This window comes from Pseudomonas sp. 22526, assembly GCF_052044735.1.
Classification (GTDB): Bacteria; Pseudomonadota; Gammaproteobacteria; order Pseudomonadales; family Pseudomonadaceae; genus Aquipseudomonas; species Aquipseudomonas piscium.
On sequence record NZ_JBQENK010000010.1, the window covers coordinates 257,794 to 280,019 of the forward strand.

Annotated in this window: 21 protein-coding genes; 3 read left to right on the plus strand and 18 right to left on the minus strand. The window is 62.6% G+C overall.

Annotation, left to right across the window (positions count from 1 at the left end; translation table 11 throughout):
* Positions 1-602 precede the first annotated feature (602 nt).
* Positions 603-1,934, plus strand: a complete 1,332-nt coding sequence (gene gltP, locus ACTJKT_RS17700; RefSeq protein WP_007924276.1) for a glutamate/aspartate:proton symporter GltP — start codon at positions 603-605, stop codon at positions 1,932-1,934.
* Positions 1,935-2,140: 206 nt separating this feature from the next.
* On the plus strand, positions 2,141-3,370 hold the full coding sequence (locus tag ACTJKT_RS17705; RefSeq protein ID WP_440787969.1) for a nucleoside recognition domain-containing protein: 1,230 nt from the start codon (positions 2,141-2,143) through the stop codon (positions 3,368-3,370).
* Between the two features lie 71 nt (positions 3,371-3,441).
* Here the strand turns inward: ACTJKT_RS17705 and ACTJKT_RS17710 are convergent, their stop codons facing one another.
* From ACTJKT_RS17710 to ACTJKT_RS17750, 9 genes are all read right to left on the minus strand, one after another.
* On the minus strand, positions 3,442-4,074 hold the full coding sequence (locus ACTJKT_RS17710) for an ABC-type transport auxiliary lipoprotein family protein (RefSeq protein WP_440787970.1): 633 nt from the start codon (positions 4,072-4,074) through the stop codon (positions 3,442-3,444).
* The gene (locus ACTJKT_RS17715; protein ID WP_440787971.1) at positions 4,071-5,009 is read right to left on the minus strand and encodes an MlaD family protein; all 939 of its coding nucleotides are present in this window, start codon (positions 5,007-5,009) and stop codon (positions 4,071-4,073) included. Before ACTJKT_RS17715 ends, ACTJKT_RS17710 begins: the two co-directional genes overlap by 4 nt.
* Position 5,010: 1 nt before the next feature.
* Positions 5,011-5,814 carry an ABC transporter ATP-binding protein gene (locus ACTJKT_RS17720; protein WP_440787972.1) on the minus strand — a complete coding sequence of 268 codons (804 nt, stop codon included), beginning with the start codon at positions 5,812-5,814 and terminating at the stop codon, positions 5,011-5,013.
* Positions 5,811-6,959: an MlaE family lipid ABC transporter permease subunit gene (locus tag ACTJKT_RS17725; RefSeq protein WP_440787973.1), complete on the minus strand. Its 1,149-nt coding sequence runs from the start codon at positions 6,957-6,959 to the stop codon at positions 5,811-5,813. The genes ACTJKT_RS17720 and ACTJKT_RS17725 overlap by 4 nt, the downstream gene beginning before the upstream one ends.
* A 69-nt stretch (positions 6,960-7,028) precedes the next feature.
* On the minus strand, positions 7,029-8,060 hold the full coding sequence (locus ACTJKT_RS17730; RefSeq protein WP_440787974.1) for a DUF5924 family protein: 1,032 nt from the start codon (positions 8,058-8,060) through the stop codon (positions 7,029-7,031).
* Positions 8,061-8,122: 62 nt separating this feature from the next.
* Entirely contained in the window at positions 8,123-9,508 is a 1,386-nt protein-coding gene (locus tag ACTJKT_RS17735; protein WP_440787975.1) for a M16 family metallopeptidase, read from the minus strand.
* A gap of 199 nt (positions 9,509-9,707) precedes the next feature.
* A complete protein-coding gene (locus ACTJKT_RS17740) occupies positions 9,708-11,366 on the minus strand; it encodes a Na/Pi cotransporter family protein (RefSeq protein ID WP_025806799.1) in 1,659 nt (552 codons plus the stop codon).
* A 215-nt stretch (positions 11,367-11,581) separates the two neighbouring features.
* On the minus strand, positions 11,582-12,349 hold the full coding sequence (locus tag ACTJKT_RS17745) for a TerC family protein (protein WP_063433628.1): 768 nt from the start codon (positions 12,347-12,349) through the stop codon (positions 11,582-11,584).
* An 87-nt stretch (positions 12,350-12,436) separates the two neighbouring features.
* Positions 12,437-13,744 carry a CitMHS family transporter gene (locus tag ACTJKT_RS17750; RefSeq protein ID WP_097306305.1) on the minus strand — a complete coding sequence of 436 codons (1,308 nt, stop codon included), beginning with the start codon at positions 13,742-13,744 and terminating at the stop codon, positions 12,437-12,439.
* Between the two features lie 352 nt (positions 13,745-14,096).
* Between ACTJKT_RS17750 and ACTJKT_RS17755 the strand changes: the two genes are divergently transcribed.
* Positions 14,097-14,498, plus strand: coding sequence for a GFA family protein (locus tag ACTJKT_RS17755; protein ID WP_440787976.1), 402 nt, complete (start codon positions 14,097-14,099; stop codon positions 14,496-14,498).
* A gap of 54 nt (positions 14,499-14,552) precedes the next feature.
* Here the strand turns inward: ACTJKT_RS17755 and ACTJKT_RS17760 are convergent, their stop codons facing one another.
* The 9 genes from ACTJKT_RS17760 to ACTJKT_RS17800 form a co-directional block, all read right to left on the minus strand.
* Positions 14,553-16,514 carry a DUF7844 domain-containing protein gene (locus ACTJKT_RS17760; RefSeq protein WP_440787977.1) on the minus strand — a complete coding sequence of 654 codons (1,962 nt, stop codon included), beginning with the start codon at positions 16,512-16,514 and terminating at the stop codon, positions 14,553-14,555.
* Positions 16,511-16,831 (minus strand): DUF2388 domain-containing protein, encoded by a 321-nt coding sequence (locus ACTJKT_RS17765; protein WP_009046300.1) that lies wholly within the window; start codon positions 16,829-16,831, stop codon positions 16,511-16,513. Before ACTJKT_RS17765 ends, ACTJKT_RS17760 begins: the two co-directional genes overlap by 4 nt.
* A 27-nt stretch (positions 16,832-16,858) precedes the next feature.
* Positions 16,859-17,164 (minus strand): DUF2388 domain-containing protein, encoded by a 306-nt coding sequence (locus ACTJKT_RS17770; protein WP_440787978.1) that lies wholly within the window; start codon positions 17,162-17,164, stop codon positions 16,859-16,861.
* A gap of 107 nt (positions 17,165-17,271) precedes the next feature.
* Positions 17,272-17,589 (minus strand): DUF2388 domain-containing protein, encoded by a 318-nt coding sequence (locus ACTJKT_RS17775; RefSeq protein WP_009046302.1) that lies wholly within the window; start codon positions 17,587-17,589, stop codon positions 17,272-17,274.
* Positions 17,590-17,754: 165 nt separating this feature from the next.
* A complete protein-coding gene (locus ACTJKT_RS17780; protein WP_440787979.1) occupies positions 17,755-17,964 on the minus strand; it encodes a DUF1127 domain-containing protein in 210 nt (69 codons plus the stop codon).
* 277 nt (positions 17,965-18,241) lie between these two features.
* The gene (locus ACTJKT_RS17785) at positions 18,242-18,457 is read right to left on the minus strand and encodes a DUF1127 domain-containing protein (protein ID WP_440787980.1); all 216 of its coding nucleotides are present in this window, start codon (positions 18,455-18,457) and stop codon (positions 18,242-18,244) included.
* 319 nt (positions 18,458-18,776) lie between these two features.
* Positions 18,777-20,270: an acetyl-CoA hydrolase/transferase family protein gene (locus ACTJKT_RS17790; RefSeq protein ID WP_440787981.1), complete on the minus strand. Its 1,494-nt coding sequence runs from the start codon at positions 20,268-20,270 to the stop codon at positions 18,777-18,779.
* Between the two features lie 180 nt (positions 20,271-20,450).
* Entirely contained in the window at positions 20,451-21,902 is a 1,452-nt protein-coding gene (locus ACTJKT_RS17795; RefSeq protein WP_440787982.1) for an NAD(P)(+) transhydrogenase (Re/Si-specific) subunit beta, read from the minus strand.
* Positions 21,902-22,225, minus strand: a complete 324-nt coding sequence (locus ACTJKT_RS17800) for an NAD(P) transhydrogenase subunit alpha (protein WP_440787983.1) — start codon at positions 22,223-22,225, stop codon at positions 21,902-21,904. Before ACTJKT_RS17800 ends, ACTJKT_RS17795 begins: the two co-directional genes overlap by 1 nt.
* Between the last annotated feature and the right edge of the window lies 1 nt (position 22,226).

The following is a 22,226-nucleotide window of genomic DNA, read 5'->3' on the forward strand; positions in this document are numbered from 1 at the left end:
GGGCTACAGGGCGTGCTTCCGCGAGGGCCGGGTCAGGAAAACTGCGGTGCAAGCTCGCCAGCCGCCGAGGCTTGACGACTTGCGCCGTGTTTGAATGCCACAAACCTTTGCGGCAGAGCGCTGGCCTGCTTTTTCAGGCAGGGTTTCGCGGCAACCATTCCCAGAAGTGCGGCCTAACCGTTTCACGGTGTTTCTTTGCGACCGTACATCGAGAAACTTTTGGTTTTTTCCAGATGAGATTTCTGGTTCTAACGTAAGAACTTTCCCTTCTTTCAAAGGTCATTCCCAACCCGCCCAAAAGCGCTGAATGCCGCCTGAAATGGCCGTTTCACGGTAGGTGGCCAGGCCGAAATGTCGCATTCGAACCGGTTGGGACGCCCGTTTTGTTTAGAAAAACTCATGCCGATTCGGCATAGGGTAGGCGTTTACGGCATTAGACGCGCTCCCCTTGCGTCGGAATAGTTGCGCCTTTTTTCGCCTGCAGAGAGCCGTAAATGCTCGCTCGGGATGACCTTATACGGGGGCCGATGCACAGACTTTTCCGCCATTGAGCGTTCCAGTTCGCGCATCAGCCCGAGTCCAACTGAAGTAAGGGTAATGATATGAAGAAGGCAAAACTAAGCCTCGCCTGGCAGATCCTCATCGGTCTGGTGCTGGGGATTGCAATTGGTGCGCTGCTCAACCATTTCAGTGCCGAAAAAGCCTGGTGGATCAGCAACGTCCTGCAACCTGCGGGCGATATCTTTATCCGCTTGATCAAGATGATCGTGATCCCGATCGTGATCTCCTCGCTGATCGTCGGTATCGCCGGCGTGGGCGACGCGAAGAAACTCGGGCGTATCGGCCTGAAGACCATCATCTACTTCGAAATCGTCACCACCATCGCGATCCTGGTCGGCCTGGTGCTGGCCAACGTGTTCCACCCGGGCGCCGGCATCGACATGAGCACCCTGGGTACCGTGGATATTTCCAAGTACCAGGCGACCGCCGCCGAGGTACAGCATGAACACGCGTTCATCGAAACCATCCTCAACCTGATCCCATCGAACATCTTCGCGGCCATGGCCCGCGGCGAAATGCTGCCGATCATCTTCTTCTCGGTGCTGTTCGGCCTCGGTCTGTCGAGCCTGCAGGCCGACCTGCGCGAGCCGCTGGTGAAGATGTTCCAGGGCGTCTCGGAAAGCATGTTCAAAGTCACCCACATGATCATGAACTACGCCCCGATCGGCGTATTCGCCCTGATCGCGGTGACCGTGGCCAACTTCGGTTTCGCCTCCCTGCTGCCGCTGGCCAAGCTGGTGATCCTGGTTTACGTGGCCATCGCTTTCTTTGCCTTTGTGGTCCTGGGCCTGATCGCTCGCCTGTTCGGCTTCTCGGTGATCAAGCTGATGCGCATCTTCAAGGATGAGCTGGTGCTGGCCTACTCCACCGCCAGTTCGGAAACCGTGTTGCCGCGGGTGATCGAGAAGATGGAAGCCTACGGTGCGCCGAAAGCCATCTGCAGCTTCGTGGTGCCGACCGGTTACTCGTTCAACCTCGACGGCTCGACCCTGTACCAGAGCATCGCGGCGATCTTCATCGCCCAGCTGTACGGCATCGACCTGTCGATCAGCCAGCAACTGCTGCTGGTCCTGACCCTGATGGTCACCTCCAAAGGCATCGCTGGCGTACCGGGCGTGTCCTTCGTGGTCCTGCTGGCGACCCTGGGCAGCGTGGGGATTCCGCTGGAAGGCCTGGCCTTCATCGCCGGTGTCGACCGCATCATGGACATGGCCCGTACTGCCCTGAACGTGATCGGCAACGCCCTGGCGGTACTGGTCATCGCTCGTTGGGAAGGCATGTACGACGACGCCAAGGGCCAGCGCTACTGGAACTCCCTGCCGCACTGGCGCAGCAAGGAGCCGCTGCCGGCCGGTGAAGTCACCAAAGGCTGATACCTGTAGCCGCTGCCGAAGGCTGCGATAGGCTCCGAAGGAGCTTCGCGATCCAGACCGCTGCGCCTCCTGCGGAGGCGATCGCAGCCTACGGCAGCGGCTACACATGTTCTGCACTGTCATCATCGACAAACCCCGGTCAATCCGGGGTTTGTCGTTTCTGTCTGCCCCGCTATCATTCGCCGCATCTTTTGGGGGAATAACTGATGCTCAATGGCCTGTGGCTTGGCTTCTTCATCGTGGCGGCCGTTTCAGCGCTGGCGCAGTGGCTGGTTGGCGGTAACGCCGGGATCTTCTCGGCGATGGTGGAAAGCATCTTCGCCATGGCCAAGCTGTCGGTGGAAGTGATGGTGCTGCTGTTCGGCACCCTGACCCTGTGGCTGGGCTTTTTGCGGATCGCCGAGAAGGCCGGGATCGTCGACTGGCTGGCCAAGGCCCTGGGCCCGCTGTTCACCCGCCTGATGCCGGACGTGCCGCCAGGGCACCCGGCCATTGGCCTGATCACCCTGAACTTCGCGGCCAACGGCCTGGGGCTGGACAACGCCGCCACGCCGATCGGCCTCAAGGCCATGCGCGCCCTGCAGGACCTCAACCCCAGCGCGACCACGGCGAGCAATGCGCAGATCCTGTTCCTGGTGCTGAACGCCTCGTCCCTGACCCTGCTGCCGGTGACCATCTTCATGTACCGCGCCCAGCAAGGCGCCCCCGATCCGACCCTGGTGTTCCTGCCGATCCTGCTGGCCACCAGCGCCTCGACCCTGGTCGGCCTGCTGTCGGTCGCGGTGGTGCAGCGCTTGCGCCTGTGGGACCCGGTGGTGCTGGCCTATCTGGTCCCCGGCGCTCTGGTCCTGGGCGGTTTCATGGCCTTGCTGGCAACGCTGTCGGCCACCGCGCTGGCGTCGCTGTCGTCGATCCTGGGCAACCTGACCCTGTTCGGCCTGATCATGCTGTTCCTGGTGATTGGCGCGTTACGCAAGGTCAAGGTCTACGAGGCCTTCGTCGAGGGCGCCAAGGAAGGTTTCGACGTCGCCAAGAACCTGCTGCCGTATCTGGTGGCCATGCTCTGCGCGGTGGGCGTGCTGCGTGCCTCCGGGGCCCTGGACTTCGGCCTGGACGGCATCCGGCATCTGGTGGAGTGGGCCGGCTGGGATACGCGCTTCGTCGATGCCCTGCCGACGGCCCTGGTCAAACCCTTCTCCGGCAGCGCCGCGCGGGCCATGCTGATTGAAACCATGCAGACCCAGGGCGTGGACAGTTTCCCGGCGTTGGCCGCGGCGGTTATCCAGGGCAGTACCGAAACCACCTTCTACGTGCTGGCGGTGTACTTCGGTTCGGTCGGCATCCAGCGCGCGCGCCATGCCGTCGGCTGCGCCCTGCTGGCCGAGCTGGCCGGGGTGGTGGCGGCGATTGCGGTGTGCTACTGGTTCTTCGGCTGATCGCGAGCAAGCTCGCTCCTACAAGGACGATAAAAACCCCGTAGGAGCGAGGCTTGCCCGCGATGAGGCCGTCAGCGCCTGACCAGCTGACTGCCCTGCTTCACCGTCCACTCCACCACCTGCCGGTTCAGGGCATCCCCCGCCTGGCCAAACCCGGCGACCACCGCTGGCACCTTGGTATCGCTCAGCGGCTGGCGCACTTCGAAGCGCTGGCTGGCCAGGATCTTCTGGTCGTAGCCGCGCACCAGGCGCGCATCCAGGCGGATCACCACCGCCACGGCCTTGCCCTGGTATTCGCTCTGGAACGCCTGCAGGTTGCCGCCCAGTTCGAGATCGGTCTGCACATCGCTGTCGTCGGTGCCCAGCAGCTGCACCCGACCGTCGGCGAGGAATCCGTCCAGCAGCCGATTGCGCAGCAGTACCGGCGCCGGATCGCTCCAGCGCGCGTCCTTGTAGCTGCTGATCACATCGCCCTGGGGGATCACAGCGATTCTCGCGCTGTTCAAGGCGTCGCTCGCCAGGGGTTTGGTCAGGCGCAGGGACCAGGGCTGTGCGTGGCCCTGAGGCTGGGCTGTGGCGCTCTGGGCCGTGGGCAGGCGATAGATATCCACCGGGTCGGCCTGGGGCAGGATCGAGCAGGCGCCGCTCAAGGCGAAGCCGGCGGCCAGGGCCAGCCGGCCGAATGGGCGATAGGCACGCTTCATGGCGTGAACTCCTTGTTCTTGTCACTGCCCAGCAGGTAGCCGCTGGGGTTGGCTTCCAGGCGGCGCGAAATGGCCCGCAGCGAGCTCAGGGTGTCGCGCAATTCGCGCACGGCCGGCGCCAGGCCGTTGAGGCCCTGGATACCGTTGTTCAGCGAGTCCTGGTTGTCGGTCAGCAGTTTGTTGATGGTGGCGCTGCTCTGTTCCAGCGATTGCATGGCTTGTTCGGCGCTGCCGAACATCTGCTTGCCCTGCTCGTTGAGCAGGCCGTTGGCGTTGCGCATCAGCGCGGTGGTCTGCTCCAGGGTGGCGCTGGCCTGCTTGCCGATGGACGCCAGTTGCTGCATGGCCTGACGCACGTCGCCGCGCTGTTCGGCGATGGCCCCGGTGGTCTGTTCCAGGTGTTCGAGGGTGTTGCTGATGCGCTCGACGTTGTCTGGCGAGAACATGCTGTTGGCGCTGTGCAGCAGCAGGTTGACGCTGGTCATCAGGTCATCGCTGTTGTTCAGCAGGCGGGCGATCGGCGAAGGCGAAGCGACGATCACCGGCAGCTTGCCGTCCTTGCCCTGGAGCGGCTGGCTTTGCGGGGTGCCGCCGCTGAGCTGGATGATCGAGGTCCCGGTGATGCCGGTCAGGGCCAGCTTGGCCTGGGTGTCTTCCTTGATCGGGGTTTCGCCGCTCAGGCGGATCCGCGCCAGGACCCGGCGCGGGTCGTTCGGGTCCAGGCGCAGGCTGACCACATCGCCGACCTTGATCCCGCTGTACTGCACGGAGCTGCCTTTGGACAGGCCGCTGACGGCCTCGTTGAACACGACCTCGTAGTCCTCGAACTCCGTGTCGACGCTGGACTTGGCCAGCCACAGGCCGAACAGCAGGGCACCGACCACCACAATCACGGTGAACAGGCCGATCAGTACATGATGGGCTCGGGTTTCCATGTCATACCTCGTTGAGCTGTGTAGCGGCCTGATACGCCGCGCGGCCGCGAGGGCCATGGAAGTACTCGTGAATCCAGGCGTCGTCGGTCTCGGCGACCTGGTCGATGGCATCCGCCACGAGCACCTTTTTCTGCGCCAGCACCGCCACCCGGTCGGTGATGGTGTACAGCGTATCCAGGTCGTGGGTGACCAGGAACACGCTCAGGCCCAGGGCGTCACGCAGGGTCAGGATCAATTGGTCGAACGCCGCGGCGCCGATCGGGTCGAGGCCGGCGGTGGGTTCGTCGAGAAACAGGATGTCCGGGTCCAGGGCCAGCGCCCGGGCCAGGGCGGCGCGCTTGATCATGCCGCCGGACAACGAGGCCGGGTACTTGTCGGCCGCCGACAGCGGCAACCCGGCCAGCGCCAGCTTCACCGCCGCCAGGTGCTCGGCGTCGGCGCGGCTCAGGCCGGCATGCTCGATCAGCGGCAGGGCGACGTTTTCGGTGACGGTCAGCGACGAGAACAGCGCGCCCTTCTGGAACAGCACACCGAAGCGCCGTTCGATCAGCGAGCGCTCATGTTCCGCCAGGCTTGGCAGGTTCTGCCCGAATACCCGCACCGAACCTTCGCTGGGCTGGCGCAGGCCGATGATGCTGCGCAGCAGCACCGACTTGCCGCTGCCCGAACCGCCGACCACGGCGAGAATCTCGCCCTTGTACAGGTCCAGGTCGAGGTTTTCGTGCACGCTCTGCGGGCCGAAGCGATTGCACAGGCCGCGGACTTCGATCACCGCCTCGGCGGGCGGACGGGTTGAAGGGTTCACCAGCCCATCTCCATGAAGAACAGCGCGGCGACGGCATCGAGGACGATCACCACGAAGATCGATTGCACCACGCTGGACGTGGTGTGGGCGCCCACGGACTCGGCGCTGCCGCTGACCTTGAAGCCTTCCAGGCAGCCGATGGCGGCGATCAGGAAGGCGAAGATCGGCGCCTTGACCATGCCCACCAGGAAGTGCTGCACGCCGATGTCCGATTGCAGCAAGGCGAGGAACATCGCCGGCGAGATATCCAGCGACAGCGCGCAGACCACCCCGCCACCGACTATCCCCGAGAGCATCGCCAGGAAGGTCAGCATCGGCAGGGCCACCAGCAGCGCCAGGACCCGTGGCACCACCAGCAGCTCCATCGGGTCCAGGCCCAGGGTACGGATGGCGTCGATTTCCTCGTTGGCCTTCATCGAGCCGATCTGCGCGGTAAAGGCGCTGGCGGTCCGCCCGGCCATGAGGATCGCCGTGAGCAGCACGCCGAATTCACGCAGGAAGGAAAACGCCACCAGGTCCACGGTAAAGATGCTGGCGCCGAAACTCTGCAACACCGTGGCGCCGAGGAAGGCCACCACGGCGCCCACCAGAAAGGTCAGCAAGGCGACGATGGGCGCGGCGTCGAGGCCGGTCTGCTCGATATGCGCGACCATCGGCGTGATGCGCCAGCGCTTGGGACGCAGCAGGCCACGGACCAGGGTTTCCAGGATCAGGCCGACGAAGCCCAGCAGCTTCAGGCTGTCTTGCCAGATGGCGTCGACCGCCTTGCCGATCCGTGTCAGCAACAGGATGCCGACCGATACTTCCGGCTCCTTGAGCGGCACGCAGAAGTCGGTCAGCGAGCAGTAGACGGTCTGCAGCAGCGCGCGGTCGGCCGAAGACAGGGTGCAATCGGGGTGTTCGGCGGACTTGCCGAGACGCTCGGAGCCCAGCAGCTCGACCAACAGCGAGGCGCCCGCGGTGTCCAGGGCGCCGAGACCGTTGAGGTCGATGTGGGTGCTGCTGTCGTACTGTCCGGTGAGCTTTTCGCAGAGGTGCTTGAGCTCGGTGTAATGGACGAGCGTCCAGTCCCCCGTGACTCGCAACCGCGAGGGGGAATTCGACGTATCCAGTTGGGCACTGCCGGCCGTCGTGCTCTGGGTCATAAGCTCCGTGCTTGTATGGTTTTTACGCAGTGCTACGTAATACCACGATCGAGACGACTTTGCCTTGTACTAAGGTGCTGAGTTTTGTCCGTTGGTGCCGATGATCTTGAAGCGCAGCACGCCGATTACCTGCCCGTCTTCGGTCAGCACCCGGACCTGCCAGCTGCCGGTCGGATCGCCGGGGAAGTTCTGCTTGTGCGACCAGGCGCGGTAGCCCTCCTTGCGTCCGCCGTGGATGTCCAGGGCCACCCGGTCGACCTCTTTGCCGTTGAATTGCCAGACGTGATAAATGCGTTCGTCCAGCCCGCGCGGCGCATTGATCGCGGTGTAGGCATACAGCCCAGTGCTGCGCACGTCGTTGGCGCTGACCACCTTGAGGCTGGCGCCAGGGGTGCGGTCCTGCAACTGGGTGCTGATGGCTTCCTCGGCGATCCACAAGGTCGCCGGCGGGACCCAGGAACGCAGCAGCCAGCCAGTGCCGCCGATAGCCAGGGTCATGCCCAGCAGCATCAGTGCGCCGCGCAGGTTGCGGATCGGGAAGATCGACGCGAGGCTGGGGAACGACAGCAGCATGGCGATGCCCAGGGCCAGCTTGAAGCTCTGCGCGGTGGTCAGGTGCAGGATGATCGGCAGCGCGGTCAGCAACGCGGCGAACAGTGTCAGGGTGTGCAGGGCGAGGAACAGCCAGCGCCGTGGGGCCAGCCACTTGTAGTACAGCGGGTCGATGATCGAGACCAGTGCCGAGGCGCCCAGCAGGCCGGTGAATACCAGCTGCCCGCTGTTCCAGGCGGTGGTGATGAAGAAGAACGGCAGGACGAAAAACAGGCTTTCCTGGTGAATCATCTGCGTGGCGTAACGCAGCAGCGGCTGGGGGATTTCCCGCTTGAAGATCTTGGTGAACAGCTGGGTCAGGCTGTTTTCCAGCATCAGCCAGATCCAGCTCACCAGCATGATCACGGCGATCCAGGTGGCCAGGCCCTGTTGGCGGTCCACCAGGATGAAACTGCCGACACCGGAAATGAAACCGCCGAGCGCAATGACCCCTGGGTAGCGCTTCATCAGTTCCAGGATGCGCTGCATGAAATGAGTCAGGTTTGGCATTCGGCGATCACACTAGAAAAAAATCCCCGACAGAATAACGGTTTAGCGTGACAAAAGACGCATCAGCCACGGATTCGTTGGCGATAAGCGCGCCAGCCGAACAGCGCCAAAACAATCGATAGCAGGGCGCCGAGGAGCAACCCGCTCAAGGCCGCGTAGCTCAGCAGCGGTTTTTCGATCCGCAGGTAACCGGGCTGCTCCAGCAGCTTGCGCATGGCCAGGTTGGCCTGCTTCAGGCTGACGGCTTTCAGGCGCTTGGCCGGGTCGCTGAAACGCCCGTCCGCATAGTCGCTCAAGGCGCCCCAGTAGTAATCCGCCAGGGCGCTGTTGCCCTGCACCGCCCAGGCCTGGCGGGCAATGGCGGCCTGTTGCAGGCGGGCGAAGGTGGCGGGCTCCAGGCCGTCCTTGAGCAGTTGTGCCTTGAGCTCATCGATCGCCTGTCGGGCCTGGGGCAGGTCCGCGCGTTCCAGGTCGGCATTCAGGCTGAGAAAACCGACGCCGCCAAACACCTCGCGTTCGCTGTTCGGTCCGTAGGACAGCTCGTGCTGCAGGCGCAGCTTCTGGTACAGCGCCCAATCCAGGTAATCCTTGAGCAGATCGAAGGTTTCATCGTGCTGCCGGTCGAGGGTCGGTTCGGGGAACAGCCAGTGCAGTTTGGCGCTGTCGCCGACCCAGCCGTGGATCAGGCTGCGCTCGGCGGCGGCCGTTTGTTGGATGTCCGGCAGGCCCTGGTGCTCGCTGGGCTCCACCGGTTCCAGCGCGCCGTAGCTGCGCTCCAGGTAGGCCGGCAACAGGCGGTCAAGGTCGCCGACGACGATCAGGGTCATGTTGTTCGGCGCGTACCAGTCCTTGCGCAGCTGCTCCAGCTGTTCCAGGGTCAGTTGATCGACTTCGGCCCGTTCGGCGCACTTCAGGCCCAGCTCCACCGCCAGCTGGTTGCTGGCGGTATGGCCCAGGTCCTGGCGGTCCAGCCAGCGTTGCAGGTGCGAGTAGTGCCCGCCGTCTTCGCGCTCGACCACCCGTTTTGCCGTTTGCAGGGCGTTGTCGTCGAGTTCGGTGCGGGTCAGCAGGGCCAGCAGCAGGTCGAGTACCTTGCGCTGGTTTTTTGCCGGGGCCTCGATGACGAAGGTAGTGTCGGCATTGCTGGTATAGGCGTTCCACTCGCCACCCAGGGCTTGCATGCGTTCTTCCAGCCCGCCCTCGCCGCTGGCGTCGATGCCGCTGAACAGCAGGTGTTCGAGCAGGTGCGGCAGCTCCTTGTCGGCGCAGCCGAAGTCGTCCAGCCCTACCCCGACCACCAGGCGAATCGCCACGTGGCCGCGTTCGCTGCCCGGCTTGAGCAGCAACTGCAGGCCGTTGGGCAGCATGTAGCCTTCGACCTGGAAGCGATCCAGGGCAAACGAATGGGCTGATCCGAGCAGCAGACAGGCGAATAACAGGCAACGCATAACAGGTTTCCTTACGACGGGCGTAAGTTCTAGGTTCTGTACGTAAACTGCCTGCGCGTCGATCATGCCGCGTTAAAAACAGGCTCGGAATGCTCATGTAGGCCCCTACACTCCGCTTCCTCGCCCGTTTTTGCCTTGCCTGATCGCCGCTCGGCGACTTTCCGTACCGAACCTTCAGACTTCGAGTAACTGTGGACGTTCAGGGTGAATGGGTGATGTCAGCCATATCGTCCACGGCGAGCGCGCCGGTTTCGGACGTTCCCAGCACCACATAGGCGCTGCCGCAGAACAGTGAATTCAGGCGTTTCATATCGGCGATCAGCTCCAGGTGCAGCGAGCTGGTCTCGATGCTCTGGACGATTTTACGTTGCAGGCGGCTGACATGGGCATGGGCCAGGCGACGTTCCTGAGCGCGAAAGCGGCGTTTTTCCCGCAGCAGTTGCCGGGCGCTTTCCGGATCGGCGCTGAGAAACACCGAAAGCCCCAGGCGCAGGTTGGCAATCAGCTGTTCATGCAGGCCGGCCAGTTCTTCCAGGCCGACTTCGGAAAAGGAGCGGCGTTGCGCGGTCTTCTGCTGCTGGACCTTGCGCAGCATGCGTTCGATCAGGTCGCTGGCCAGTTTCAGGTTGATCGCCAGTTCGATGATCTCGGCCCAGCGCCGGCTGTCCTGTTCGCCGAGGTCTTCCCGGGGCATCTGCGCCAGGTAGAGTTTGATTGCGTTGTAGAGCACTTCGACGTCGTCGCTGAGATTGCGCATTTCCTGGGTGATCGCGGTCTGCTTGCCGTGCAGCACATCGCGCATGGCCTCGAGCATGTTATCGATCAGGTCGCCGATGCGCAGGGTTTCCCGCGCCGCGTTGGCCAGGGCCAGGCTGGGGGTGGTCAGGGCGGTCGGGTCGAGGTGGCGAGGCTTGGCCCGGCCATTGGTTTCCGGGCGCTCCGGCAGCAGCCAGGCACAGACCTTGGCCATCGGCTCGACCGTCGGCAGCAGCACCAGGCAACGCAGGGTGTTGTAGAGCAGGTGGAAACCGATCACCACCTCTTGCGGACTGAAGTCCAGGCTGTCCATCCAGTGGGCGAGCGGGTCGAGCACCGGAATGATCAGCAGCAGGCCGATCAGCTTGTACAGCAGGCTGCCCAGCGCCACCTGGCGGCCGGCGGCGTTCTGCATGTTGGTGCTGAGAAAGGCCAGCACCCCGCTGCCGATGTTGGCGCCGATCACCAGGCCGATGGCCACCGGCAGGCTGATCACGCCGGCACCGGCCAGGGTCGCGGTGAGCAGCACGGCGGCCAGGCTGGAGTAGGAAATCATGGCGAACAGCGCGCCCATCAGGGCGTCGAGCAGGATGTCGCCGGTCAGCGAGGCGAACAGGACTTTCACGCCCTGGGCATGGGTGATGGGCGCGGCGGCTTCGACGATCAGTTGCAGCGCCAGGATGATCAGCCCCAGGCCGATCCCTACCCGCCCGAGCTGGCCGGCGCGGGTCTGTTTGCGCGACAGGAAGAAGATCACCCCGAGAAAGATCAGCAGCGGCGACAGCCAGGACAGGTCGAAGGTCAGCACTCGGGCCATCAGCGCGGTGCCGACGTCGGCGCCGAGCATGGTCGCCAGGGCGGGTGTCAGCGCCATCAGCCCCTGGCCGACGAACGAGGTCACCAGCATCGCCGTGGCGTTGCTGCTCTGGACCATGGCGGTGACGAGGATCCCGGCGACGAAGGCCAGCGGACGCTTGGCCATGTTCTGGCCGATCAGGTGACGCAGGTTCGAGCCATAGACCCGCAGGATGCCGGTGCGGACGATATGTGTGCCCCAGATCAGCAAGGCCACGGCGGACAGCAAATTGAGCAGGGTGAGCATAACGGCCCCCTGTGGTGAATAGCGCCCCAGAGGGGCAAGTTAACGGTGCCGCGCGTCGTTCTACGTTCTGTACTTAAGCTGTAGTTGGCTAACGGTCTGTGCGCCAGCATCGCATAGCCGATGTATCGATTGAAACAAAACTGTCATAAAGAAAACGGCTTTTTGCGGGCATGAAAAAGGGGCTCGAAAGCCCCTTTTTCTGCTGCGCTCTCGGGTTATTGACCCGGGATGTCCTTGCGCAGTTTCACCGGGTCCTGCTGCTTTTTCTTTTTCGCGATGGCGGTGCGCATCTTGATGTTGATCGCCTCCACCGCCAGCGAGAAGGCCATGGCGAAGTAGACGTAGCCTTTTGGCACGTGCACTTCGAACGCCTCGGCGATCAGTACGGTACCGACCACCAGCAGGAACGACAGCGCCAGCATCTTCAGCGACGGGTGCTTGTCGATGAACTCGCTGATGGTGCCGGAAGCCAGCATCATCACCAGTACCGCGACGATGATCGCAGCGACCATGACCGGCACATGGGAGACCATGCCGACGGCGGTGATCACCGAGTCCAGGGAGAACACGATGTCGATGATCGCGATCTGGATGATGGTGTAGAGGAAGTTGCCGCCCTTGCCGCCTGGTTCATCGGCGGTTTCGTCCTCGCCTTCCAGGGCGTGGTACATCTCCTGGGAGCTTTTCCAGAGCAGGAACAGGCCACCGAAGAACAGGATCAGGTCACGCCCGGAAATACCCTGGTCGAAGACCACGAACAGGTCGGCGGTCAGGCGCATGACCCAGGTGATCGACAGCAGCAAAAGGATCCGCGTGATCATGGCCAGCGCCAGACCGAAAATCCGGGTCCGTGCCTGCATGTGTTTGGGCATGCGGCTGACCAGGATCGAGATCATGATGATGTTGTCGATACCCAGGACGATTTCCAGGGCGGTCAGGGTAAAGAAGGCAACCCAGATTTCCGGGTTGGTCAGCCATTCCATGTGTATTCCTTTGAGCGAGTGTTGTACCGCGCCAGTCGAGATTTCAGAGAGCGAAGTCTAGCGGCCGACGCGGTGAGTCATTGCTTTTTATAGAGTGCTGAACAGCGGAAAAATCCCCATCAGCAAGGCGGCGAACATTATGCACAGGCAAACCAGTACTGCCCACTTGAGGGTGAAGCGCTGGTGATCGCCGAACTCGATACCGGCCAGGGCCACCAGCAGGTAGGTGGATGGTACCAGCGGGCTGAGCAAGTGGACGGGTTGGCCGACGATCGAGGCACGTGCCATTTCCACCGCGGTGATGCCGTAGTGACTGGCAGCCTCGGCGAGAACGGGCAGCACACCGTAATAGAAGGCATCGTTGGACATGAAGAAGGTGAACGGCATGCTCACCAGCGCGGTGATTACCGCCAGGTACGGGCCCAAGGCATCCGGAATCACGGCCAGCAGGCTTTTCGACATGGCGTCGACCATGCCGGTACCGGTCAGGATGCCGGTGAAGATACCGGCGGCGAAGATCAGCCCGACTACCGACAGGACGCTGCCGGCATGGGCCGCGACACGGTCTTTCTGCTGTTGCAGGCACGGGTAGTTGACGATCATCGCGATACTGAAGGCCACCATGAACAGCACCGGCAGCGGCAGCAGGCCGGCGATCAGGGCGCACATCAGGGCGAAGGTCAGGGCGCCGTTGAACCAGATCAGCTTCGGACGGCGGGCGTCCGGGAATTGCGAAACGCTGATTTCGCTGTGGTCGATCTCGTCGCCCTGCAGGTGCAGTTCACCCAGGCGCGCACGTTCGCGCTTGCCGTACATGTAGGCGATCACCAGGATCGCCACCACGCCGGCCAGCATCGCCGGGATCATCGGCACGAAGATGTCCGACGGGTCGACATGCAGCGCACTGGCGGCACGGGCGGTCGGGCCACCCCAGGGGGTCATGTTCATCACGCCGCCAGCCAGGATGATCAGGCCGGCCATGATCCGCGGGCTCATGCCGATGCGGCTGTACAGCGGCAGCATGGCCGCCACGCAGATCATGTAGGTGGTGGCGCCGTCACCGTCCAGGGACACCACCAGCGCGAGCACGGCGGTACCGACCGAGACTTTGAGCGGGTCACCCTTGACCAGCTTGAGGATCTTGCGCACGGCCGGGTCGAACAGGCCGGAGTCGATCATCAGGGCGAAATACAGGATGGCGAACATCAGCATCACGCCGGTCGGCGCCAGCTTGGTGATGCCTTCGAGCATCATCGGGCCGATCTTCGGGGCGAAGCCGCCGAACAGCGCGAACAGGATAGGAACGATGATCAGAGCGATCAGCGCGGACAGGCGCTTGGTCATGATCAGGAACATGAAGGTGATGACCATGGCGAAGCCAAGGAAAGTCAGCATGGGAATACTCCAGGCGTAGCGCGGCTAGGGAATGGCGAACCGGATGGGGTCAGCGCAGAACGGGAAGCGCGGGACGGGCTGGAGGAAGCGGGGCGAAAAGGCGGGTACGAACGGACATCAGAATCACCATTGTTGTTGTTAATTGGGCCTGGAGGCGTGAAAAAACGCCCATTGGCCAACCGGTCTGTTGCCGGCAGTGGAGGCGATCCTAATCGCGGAAGCTTTCAGCTACCTTTCGTTGTAGAAAGCAATGTTCGGATGCGTCGCGAGCCGACGTGCGGTTAAAAAACAACCAGATCGACCTGCCGGCGGAGTTTTCCGCTGGCCCGGCCATTCGATGGGAGGTCCTTGTATGAGCCTGTTGCATACCGGTGGTTGCCACTGCGGCCGACTGCGTTATCAGTTCAGTGGGCCGCTGCGCGATATCGCCCATTGCCATTGTTCGATCTGCCGGCGGGTCAGCGGCGGCCTGGTGACCACCTGGATCACCCTGCCCCGCCCGGCTTTCCAGTGGCTGGCCGGGACGCCGGCGTGTTACCACTCCTCGCCGGGCTGCGCGCGGTATTTCTGCCCGAACTGCGGGGCGCATTTGGCGTTGGTCACCCAACTGAGCCCGGACAGCATCGATGTGACCATCGCCACCCTGGATCATCCGGAGCTGGCGCCGGCCGAGCGGCATATCTGGACCGACAGCCGTTTGCCCTGGCTACACCTGGATGAGCAGTTGCCGGGAGAGGCCGAGGAGACGTTGTAAAGTGCGGGCAATGCATCCTTGTAGGAGCGAGGCTTGCCCGCGATGCTTTTAGCGTCAGGGAAGCTCCAGCCCGCCCGCGGCCTTGTGCAAGGCCCGCAAATGTTCGCCCAGCTGTTTCAGGTTGGCTTCGTTTGCGGCGATTTCAGCGGCGCGGTTCGGCTCCAGCAAGGCCCGCACTTCCTTGTCCAGATCGCCGGTCAGGGCCTGCAACTGTTTCTGGCGCAGGCTGCTTTCCGATTCCAGGCGTTGCCATTCGCTCGGCTGTGGCAAGCCGTAGCCGCCGCTACCCAGCAACTCGGCCGGGCGGCTGAGGAAGCCGCTGTTGGCGAGGATTTCCTGCAGGGTCTTGTTGGCCTTGTCCATGCCGCCGTTCTGCAGGTCGCGGGCCCCCAGGTAACGCTGTTTGACCTCGTCCTGGGCCAGCAACAGCTGGCGCCGGAAGCTCGCCTGTTCGAGCAGCAGCAAGGCGGCGCTGGTGCGCAGATCCGCCTGGTCGAACCACTGGCGGCGCTCTGCGGCGCTCAGGGATAGCCAGTCTTCGACGCTGTTCTGCTTGATCGGCAGGTGTTTTTTCAACACCTCGAACATCGCCTGGTAACGGTCGCGGAAGGAGTCGAAACGATACCCCAGGCGCAAGGCTTCGCGAGGGTCGTCCAGTACGCTGGTGTCGGCCAGGCCGCGGCCCTTGAGCACTTCCAGCAGGCCGTTGGGCATGATGCTGTCCAGTCCGGTGAGCTGGGCATTGTTGCTGCCGCTGCGCAGCAGCTTCAGGCTTTCCACCGCGCAGTTGTTGGACAGGAAGTAATAGTTGCCGTCGTAACTCCAATGCATCTCGGCGGCACGCTCGACCACCTCTTCGATCTCGTTGCGCGACAGGTTCAGCGGCACCGAAGCCAGGCTGCGCAGCTCGGTCTTGGTGTATTCATCGATGACCTGGGCCAACGGCAGGATAAACAGGCGGGACGGGTATTTGCCGACCAGGCCATCCCAGCTCGACAGCTGCACGTCACCGACAAAGGCGCGGTAGGACAGCACCAGGTGCTGCTCGAGGTCCAGCCGGCAGTCCGGTCCGCGTGGCCGGCCGGGCGCGCAGATCACCAGGCGCAACATGCTGTGCCCCCAGCGGCTGACCCAGTTCTGGTTAGCCTCGGCCAACAGGTAATCCACGGCATAGACCCGCTCCGGGTCGACCTTGCCCAGCGGCTGTTTGGCGAAGTCGTTGCCGGCGTTGAGGAAGGCGAAGGACTGGGTGCAAGTGTCCTTGGCCTTCGGCGCCCAGCTGAAGTGTTCCTGGTAATAACGGTACAGCGCTGGTCGGCGGCAGGCGTAGCTCGGGTCCAGGAGGAAGTACTCCATGTTCACCGCGACGAACTCTTTCGGGTTGGTCGTTTCGTAGATATCCGGGCTGCGGGCGACCTGGCGGTTGTACTGCTCGCGCTCGCCCCGGCGGCCGACGTATTGCGGCCAGCCGGCGAGGTCGAGCAGGCGCGGGTCGTCGCTGAGGGTGAAGCGGCGCGCGGTCTGGCCGCGGCACTGGTCTGGCAGCCCGATCAGGCCCGAGGCGCTGTTCTGGCGGCTGCAACGCTGGATCAGCGTGCGTTCGGCGCCCGACCACAGGCGCGAACGGTCATAAATATGGGTGAGTTCGTGCAGCACGGTGGCGAGCATTTCCCGGCGCACGGTGCCATGGGGGCGATGGGTTTTCTGGGTGGCCGCGCTGCCGTCGGTGAGGCTGGCCAGCAGTTTGCGATTCAGGTCGAGTTCGTCGACCAGCGATGCCTGGCCATAGGCGTTGTGAGGCATGTCGTCGGTCCAGCCGACATCGATGCGACGGTCCAGTTGTTCGATGAAGTGCGGCGGCAGCGCTTGCATCGCTTCATCCAGCAGCGCCTGGCTGGCGTGCTGCTGCTCCGGGCTCAAGCCTTCGGTCTTGAGCCGCAGTTGCAGGTCGGCCTGAGCGCTGTTGCCCAAGAGTAACAGCGCTGCACCCAGCAGCCAGGCAGCGAGCGGCCTCACAGTGCGAGGATGGCTTCGGCGAGAACCTGATCACTGGCGTCGCGGGCTTCCGGCACGCGGTTACGCAAGGTATCGAAGGCGGCTTCCAGCTGGGCGCCACGAATATCGCCGTCGCTGGCGACGAAGCTGGCGGCGTCGTCATGGGCGGCTCGCACGATTTTCGAGTCGCGGATGGAGGTGGTGGTGTCCGAGGTGAAATCGATGGTACGACCAAAGGCTCGAACGATGATGTTACTGGTGGCTACCAGGGTTTGCGCCTGGGCCACATCGGCCAACAGCAATAGGCCAAGGGTGGCAGCAATCAGCGGGCTACGCATGGAACGACTCCGGGATGACAGGGATATTTATTGGACGAGAATTGCCTGCGCCAGTTCAAGGTCGCCGGCATGAAGTTGTGGCTGGGTTTTACGCAGGTATTTCAGGGCTGATTCCAGCCGGGCTCCGCGCAGGTGGCCGTCAGTGGCAACGAACGCCGCGGCATCATCCTGGGCTGCCAGTAGGCGTTTGTTGTCGAACGGTGCGGAGGTCACCTTGCTGGTGGCGTAGCCAGTGATGACCAGGCCTTGTGTGCTCAGGTCGAAAGCGGTGGCCGAGCCAGTCCAGCACAGGGCAATCAACGAAGGGACGGTAAGCAAGGTGGAAAAACGCATGAGTCTCGACAGCTGAAAAACCAGCGGCAAGGCTAGCGCAATGCCCGGGCGAGAGCCAGCGCCCAGGGTTTCGGGTGCGTTGGGCGCACCCGTCACCGGACCGGCGGTCAGATCGTCAGGATGGCCTGGGCGAGCTGGGCGTCGGTGGCGCTCAGTTGTGGCAACTGTTGGCGGATGTGGTCAAACGCGCTTTCCAGTTTCACACCGCGAATGGCGCCTTCGGTGGCGACAAAACTGGCGGCGTCGTCACGAGCGGCGCGCACGATCTTGTCGTCACGGAACGAGGAGGTGACGTCGGAAGTCGCATCGGAAGTGGCCTTGAGTGCGCCGACTACCGCATCGGTGGTGACGATAAAGCTGGAGGCGTGGGCGTTGGAGGCCAAGGCCAGCAAGGCAGCAGCACTGAGCAGGCGAAGACGGGACATAGGTAAAAACTCCTTGATAACAGATAGGGTGGTGCTGAGTGGGCACCGGGTAGCCACTGTGGGGCAGATGAATCAGACGCCCCTTCAGGAAAATCGCTATCCACTACGGGATATTAGGCCCACCCCATCTGTTCGAATAGCCCTCTTCTGCTGTCCTGGTGCGAACTAGCGCCAGAAGGGTTTATCCAGTTCGGCCATGCGATCGCTGTGGCTGATACCTACATCGGATAATTGCTGATCGTTGAGCCCTGCCAGCACACGACGTGTTCGGGCGTTCTGCTGCATCTGGCACAAGGCGCGGAACAAGCGTTTCCACAGGCTTATCTGAGGATGGGAAAAGCTGAGAGGTGCGATACGTCCTGGTATGTGGTTCATGGTGCGGTCCTTTCGGCAGGCCGAAGTCAGGGACTTGGGACACCATGTTGCTATTCACGCAGGCGCGTATACAGATACACCAGCGTGAAATTGTACTGGTCCAGTTTTATTTATATTTAAACTGTACCTGTCGAGCTTTACCCTTTCTGTACCGGCTGCTTCCAGCATTGCCGAGCCTTAAACGACAAAACCCGTCGCGGTTGCCCGCGACGGGTTTTGTTTTTTCAATTCGGGGTGCTGGCGGTGGACCCGGTGGGTCAGGGCCAGCGACGCTAACTTAGCGCCAGAACGGCTTGCTCAGCTCTTCGTAGCGTTGAGCTTCGCTGATACCTGCGTCAGCCAGCAGACGCGAATCCAGGCGAGCCAGTTGGTGGCGGCTGGAGATGCGGCGCTGCCACAGCATCAGGTTGGCGAGAACGCGCAGAGGCAGGGAAGCCTGGGTTTTTACAGCTTTGTCTTCGAAGAACAGTTCGGAACTGAGTGTACGTTCCATGGTGTGCATCCTTCCGCTTGTGGCGGGATTAGGTAGTGGTTTAACTGGTGCCCATGATCCTCCTCTCGCGCCAGTCTCTGTAGATACAGTTCATCTGTATTGTGAGGGACCAGTTAACTGTTTATAGGTGCTGTACTGTTCGGAAATGATGCAACTGTACCTGTCGGCACCATTTAGGTGCGTTTGCAGGTGTTTTCTCGAAAAAGGCAGGGGCTGGAGGGGGTAAATGACCGGTACAGTAGTACAGTTTTTGAAAGTCGTTTGGAGGATGTCGATGGGCTGACGCAACTGTGCTTGCGTCAGCCATCGACTGTACCCATCACACAGCGAGCATGCGCCCGGTTTCTTCCAGGTTCATGTGCCAGCGCAGGGCATCGCGCAGGATGTGCGGCGTGTGGCCGCCCAGGGCGCAGGCTGCGGTGAAGTAGTCATTCAGGGGCTGGCGATAGTCGGGGTGTACACAGTTGTCGATGATCACCCGTGCCCGCTCCCGTGGCGCCAGGCCACGCAGGTCGGCCAGGCCGACTTCGGTCACCAGGATGTCGACGTCGTGTTCGGTGTGGTCGACGTGACTGACCATCGGCACCACGCTGGAAATCGCCCCGCCCTTGGCGATGGACTTGGTGACGAAGATCGCCAGGTGCGCGTTGCGCGCGAAGTCACCCGAGCCACCGATGCCGTTCATCATCCGCGTGCCGCAGACGTGGGTGGAGTTGACGTTGCCGTAGATGTCGAACTCCAGGGCGGTGTTGATGCCGATGATGCCCAGGCGGCGCACTACTTCCGGATGGTTGGAGATCTCCTGCGGGCGCAGCACCAGCTTGTCCTTGTAACGCTCCAGGTTGCCGAACACATCGGCGTTGCGCCGGCTCGACAGAGTGATCGAGCTGCCCGAGGCGAAGCTCAGCTTGCCGGCGTCGATCAGGTCGAAAGTCGAGTCCTGCAGCACTTCGGAGTACATGGTCAGGTCTTCGAACGGCGACTCGATCAGGCCGCACATCACCGCGTTGGCGATATTGCCGATACCCGCCTGCAGCGGGCCGAGCTTGTTGCTCATGCGCCCAGCGTCCACTTCCTGCTTGAAGAAGTTGATCAGGTGGTTGGCGATTCCCTGGGTCTCGCTATCTGGCGTGGAAACGGTGGATGGCGAGTCCGCCTGGTTGGTGATGACGATGGCGACAATCTTCTCCGCCGGGATCGGGATGGCGGTGCTGCCGATACGGTCGTCGACCTTCACCAGCGGGATCGGCGTGCGGGTCGGCCGGTAGGTCGGGATATAGATGTCGTGCAGGCCTTCCAGGTTCGGGTTGTGCGCCAGGTTGATCTCGACGATCACGTGCTTGGCGAAGATCGCGAAACTGGCAGAGTTGCCTACCGAGGTGGTCGGCACGATATGGCCCTGCTCGGTGATCGTCACGGCTTCGATGACGGCGATGTCCGGCAGCTTGAGCTGCTGGTTGCGCAGCTGCTCCACGGTTTCCGATAGATGCTGGTCGATGAACATCACCTCGCCGGCATTGATCGCCTTGCGCAGGGTGCTGTCGACCTGGAACGGCATGCGTCGGGCCAGGACACCGGCCTCGGTGAGTTGCTTGTCGAGGTCGTTGCCCAGGCTGGCGCCGGTCATCAGGCTGATTTTCAGTGGGGTTACCTTGGCGCGCTCGGCCAACGCATGGGGCACGGCCTTGGCTTCGCCGGCGCGGGTGAAACCGCTCATGCCGACGGTCATGCCGTCCTGAATCAGAGCGGCAGCGTCGGCGGCGCTCATCACCTTATCCAACAACGAAGGCAAGCGGATACGATCACGGTACATGGATTGTTATCTCGGGCAGCGGAAGCAAGATGCGCAGTCTAGTGATTTCAAAAAAATTCGTCCCGCTACCAAGGTCGAATGAAAGGCCGCGATTTAGAGCCTTTTGTCGGGTTTGTGCGGGAAATAAAAAACCCCAGCCTACTAAAGGCTGAGGTCTTGGGTGTTGCGCTGGAGCAGGTTTTACTCGACGGCTTTGACCATGTCTTCGATGACTTTCTTGGCGTCGCCGAACACCATCATGGTCTTGTCCAGGTAGAACAGTTCGTTGTCCAGGCCGGCATAGCCGCTGGCCATCGAACGCTTGTTGACGATGACGGTCTTGGCCTTGAATGCTTCGAGAATCGGCATGCCGGCGATCGGCGATTTCGGATCGTTCTTCGCCGCCGGGTTGACCACGTCGTTGGCACCGAGCACCAGCACCACGTCGGCCTGGCCGAACTCGGAGTTGATGTCTTCCATCTCGAACACCTGGTCGTACGGCACTTCGGCCTCGGCCAGCAGTACGTTCATGTGGCCGGGCATGCGCCCCGCTACCGGGTGGATCGCGTATTTCACGGTCACGCCACGGTGTACCAGTTTCTCGGTCAGCTCCTTCAGCGCGTGCTGGGCCCGCGCGACTGCCAGGCCGTAACCCGGAACGATGATCACGGTATCGGCGTTGGTCAGCAGGAAGGTCGCGTCGTCGGCCGAGCCGGACTTCACCGGACGGGCCTCTTGCGCGCCCGCCGGGCCACCAGCGTCGGCAGTGTTGCCGAAGCCGCCAAGCAGTACGTTGAAGAACGAACGGTTCATCGCCTTGCACATGATGTACGACAGGATCGCACCGGACGAACCCACCAGGGAGCCGGCGATGATCAGCATCGAGTTGTTCAGCGAGAAGCCGATGCCCGCCGCTGCCCAGCCCGAGTAGCTGTTGAGCATCGACACCACCACCGGCATATCGGCGCCGCCGATCGGGATGATGATCAGCACGCCCAGCACGAAGGCCAGGACCAGCATCAGAGCGAAGGCGCTGAGGTTGCCGGTGAACATGAAGGTCACGCCCAGGCCCAGGGTCGCCAGGCCGAGAATCAGGTTCAACTTGTGTTGGCCGCCGAACTGTACCGGTGCGCCCTGGAACAGGCGGAACTTGTACTTGCCCGACAGCTTGCCGAAGGCGATCACCGAACCGGAGAAGGTGATGGCACCGATGGCTGCGCCGAGGAACAGCTCCAGGCGGTTACCGGCCGGAATCGAGTCCCCCAGCTGCTTGACGATGCCCAGGGACTGCGGCTCGACCACGGCAGCGATGGCAATGAACACCGCCGCCAGACCGATCATGCTGTGCATGAAGGCCACCAGCTCCGGCATCTTGGTCATTTCCACGCGCTTGGCCATGATCGAACCGGCGGTGCCGCCGATCAGCAGGCCGACGATCACGTAGCCGATGCCAACGGTCGCCCCGCCTTGTTCTAAAGAGAGTGCGCCGAGCTTGAACACCAGGCCGACGGTGGTGACGATCGCCAGGGCCATGCCGAGCATGCCGAACAGGTTGCCGCGCCGCGAGGAGGTCGGGTGCGACAGGCCTTTGAGGGCCTGGATAAAGCAGATCGACGCGATCAGGTAGAGCGTCGTTACCAGATTCATGCTCATTACTGGGGCGCCTCTTCTTTTACGGCTTTCGGGGCTTTTTTCTTGAACATCTCAAGCATGCGGCGGGTTACCAGGAAGCCACCGAACACATTGACTGCGGCCAGGGCCACGGCCAGCGTGCCCATGATCTTGCCCAGCGGCGTCACGGTCAGGGCGGCGGCCAGCATGGCGCCGACGATCACGATCGCCGAAATGGCGTTGGTTACCGCCATCAGCGGCGTGTGCAGTGCGGGTGTAACGTTCCAGACCACGTGGTAACCGACATAAATCGCCAGCACGAAGATGATCAGGTTGTAGATACCGGGGGAGATAAGCTCTTCCATC

Bases quoted from the DNA above. Each gene is read 5' to 3' on its own strand.
- ACTJKT_RS17710 (WP_440787970.1), bottom strand. From the start codon at position 4,074: ATGAAGCGTGCCTATCGCCCATTCGGCCGGCTGGCCCTGGCCGCCGGC.
- ACTJKT_RS17725 (WP_440787973.1), bottom strand. From the start codon at position 6,959: ATGACCCAGAGCACGACGGCCGGCAGTGCCCAACTGGATACGTCGAAT.
- ACTJKT_RS17705 (WP_440787969.1), top strand. From the start codon at position 2,141: ATGCTCAATGGCCTGTGGCTTGGCTTCTTCATCGTGGCGGCCGTTTCA.
- ACTJKT_RS17745 (WP_063433628.1), bottom strand. From the start codon at position 12,349: ATGGAATGGCTGACCAACCCGGAAATCTGGGTTGCCTTCTTTACCCTG.
- ACTJKT_RS17775 (WP_009046302.1), bottom strand. From the start codon at position 17,589: ATGTCCCGTCTTCGCCTGCTCAGTGCTGCTGCCTTGCTGGCCTTGGCC.
- ACTJKT_RS17735 (WP_440787975.1), bottom strand. From the start codon at position 9,508: ATGCGTTGCCTGTTATTCGCCTGTCTGCTGCTCGGATCAGCCCATTCG.
- ACTJKT_RS17795 (WP_440787982.1), bottom strand. From the start codon at position 21,902: ATGAGCATGAATCTGGTAACGACGCTCTACCTGATCGCGTCGATCTGC.
- ACTJKT_RS17755 (WP_440787976.1), top strand. From the start codon at position 14,097: ATGAGCCTGTTGCATACCGGTGGTTGCCACTGCGGCCGACTGCGTTAT.
- ACTJKT_RS17800 (WP_440787983.1), bottom strand. From the start codon at position 22,225: ATGGAAGAGCTTATCTCCCCCGGTATCTACAACCTGATCATCTTCGTG.
- ACTJKT_RS17785 (WP_440787980.1), bottom strand. From the start codon at position 18,457: ATGGAACGTACACTCAGTTCCGAACTGTTCTTCGAAGACAAAGCTGTA.
- ACTJKT_RS17730 (WP_440787974.1), bottom strand. From the start codon at position 8,060: ATGCCAAACCTGACTCATTTCATGCAGCGCATCCTGGAACTGATGAAG.
- ACTJKT_RS17790 (WP_440787981.1), bottom strand. From the start codon at position 20,270: ATGTACCGTGATCGTATCCGCTTGCCTTCGTTGTTGGATAAGGTGATG.
- ACTJKT_RS17750 (WP_097306305.1), bottom strand. From the start codon at position 13,744: ATGCTGACTTTCCTTGGCTTCGCCATGGTCATCACCTTCATGTTCCTG.
- ACTJKT_RS17770 (WP_440787978.1), bottom strand. From the start codon at position 17,164: ATGCGTTTTTCCACCTTGCTTACCGTCCCTTCGTTGATTGCCCTGTGC.
- ACTJKT_RS17740 (WP_025806799.1), bottom strand. From the start codon at position 11,366: ATGCTCACCCTGCTCAATTTGCTGTCCGCCGTGGCCTTGCTGATCTGG.
- ACTJKT_RS17780 (WP_440787979.1), bottom strand. From the start codon at position 17,964: ATGAACCACATACCAGGACGTATCGCACCTCTCAGCTTTTCCCATCCT.
- gltP (WP_007924276.1), top strand. From the start codon at position 603: ATGAAGAAGGCAAAACTAAGCCTCGCCTGGCAGATCCTCATCGGTCTG.
- ACTJKT_RS17765 (WP_009046300.1), bottom strand. From the start codon at position 16,831: ATGCGTAGCCCGCTGATTGCTGCCACCCTTGGCCTATTGCTGTTGGCC.
- ACTJKT_RS17715 (WP_440787971.1), bottom strand. From the start codon at position 5,009: ATGGAAACCCGAGCCCATCATGTACTGATCGGCCTGTTCACCGTGATT.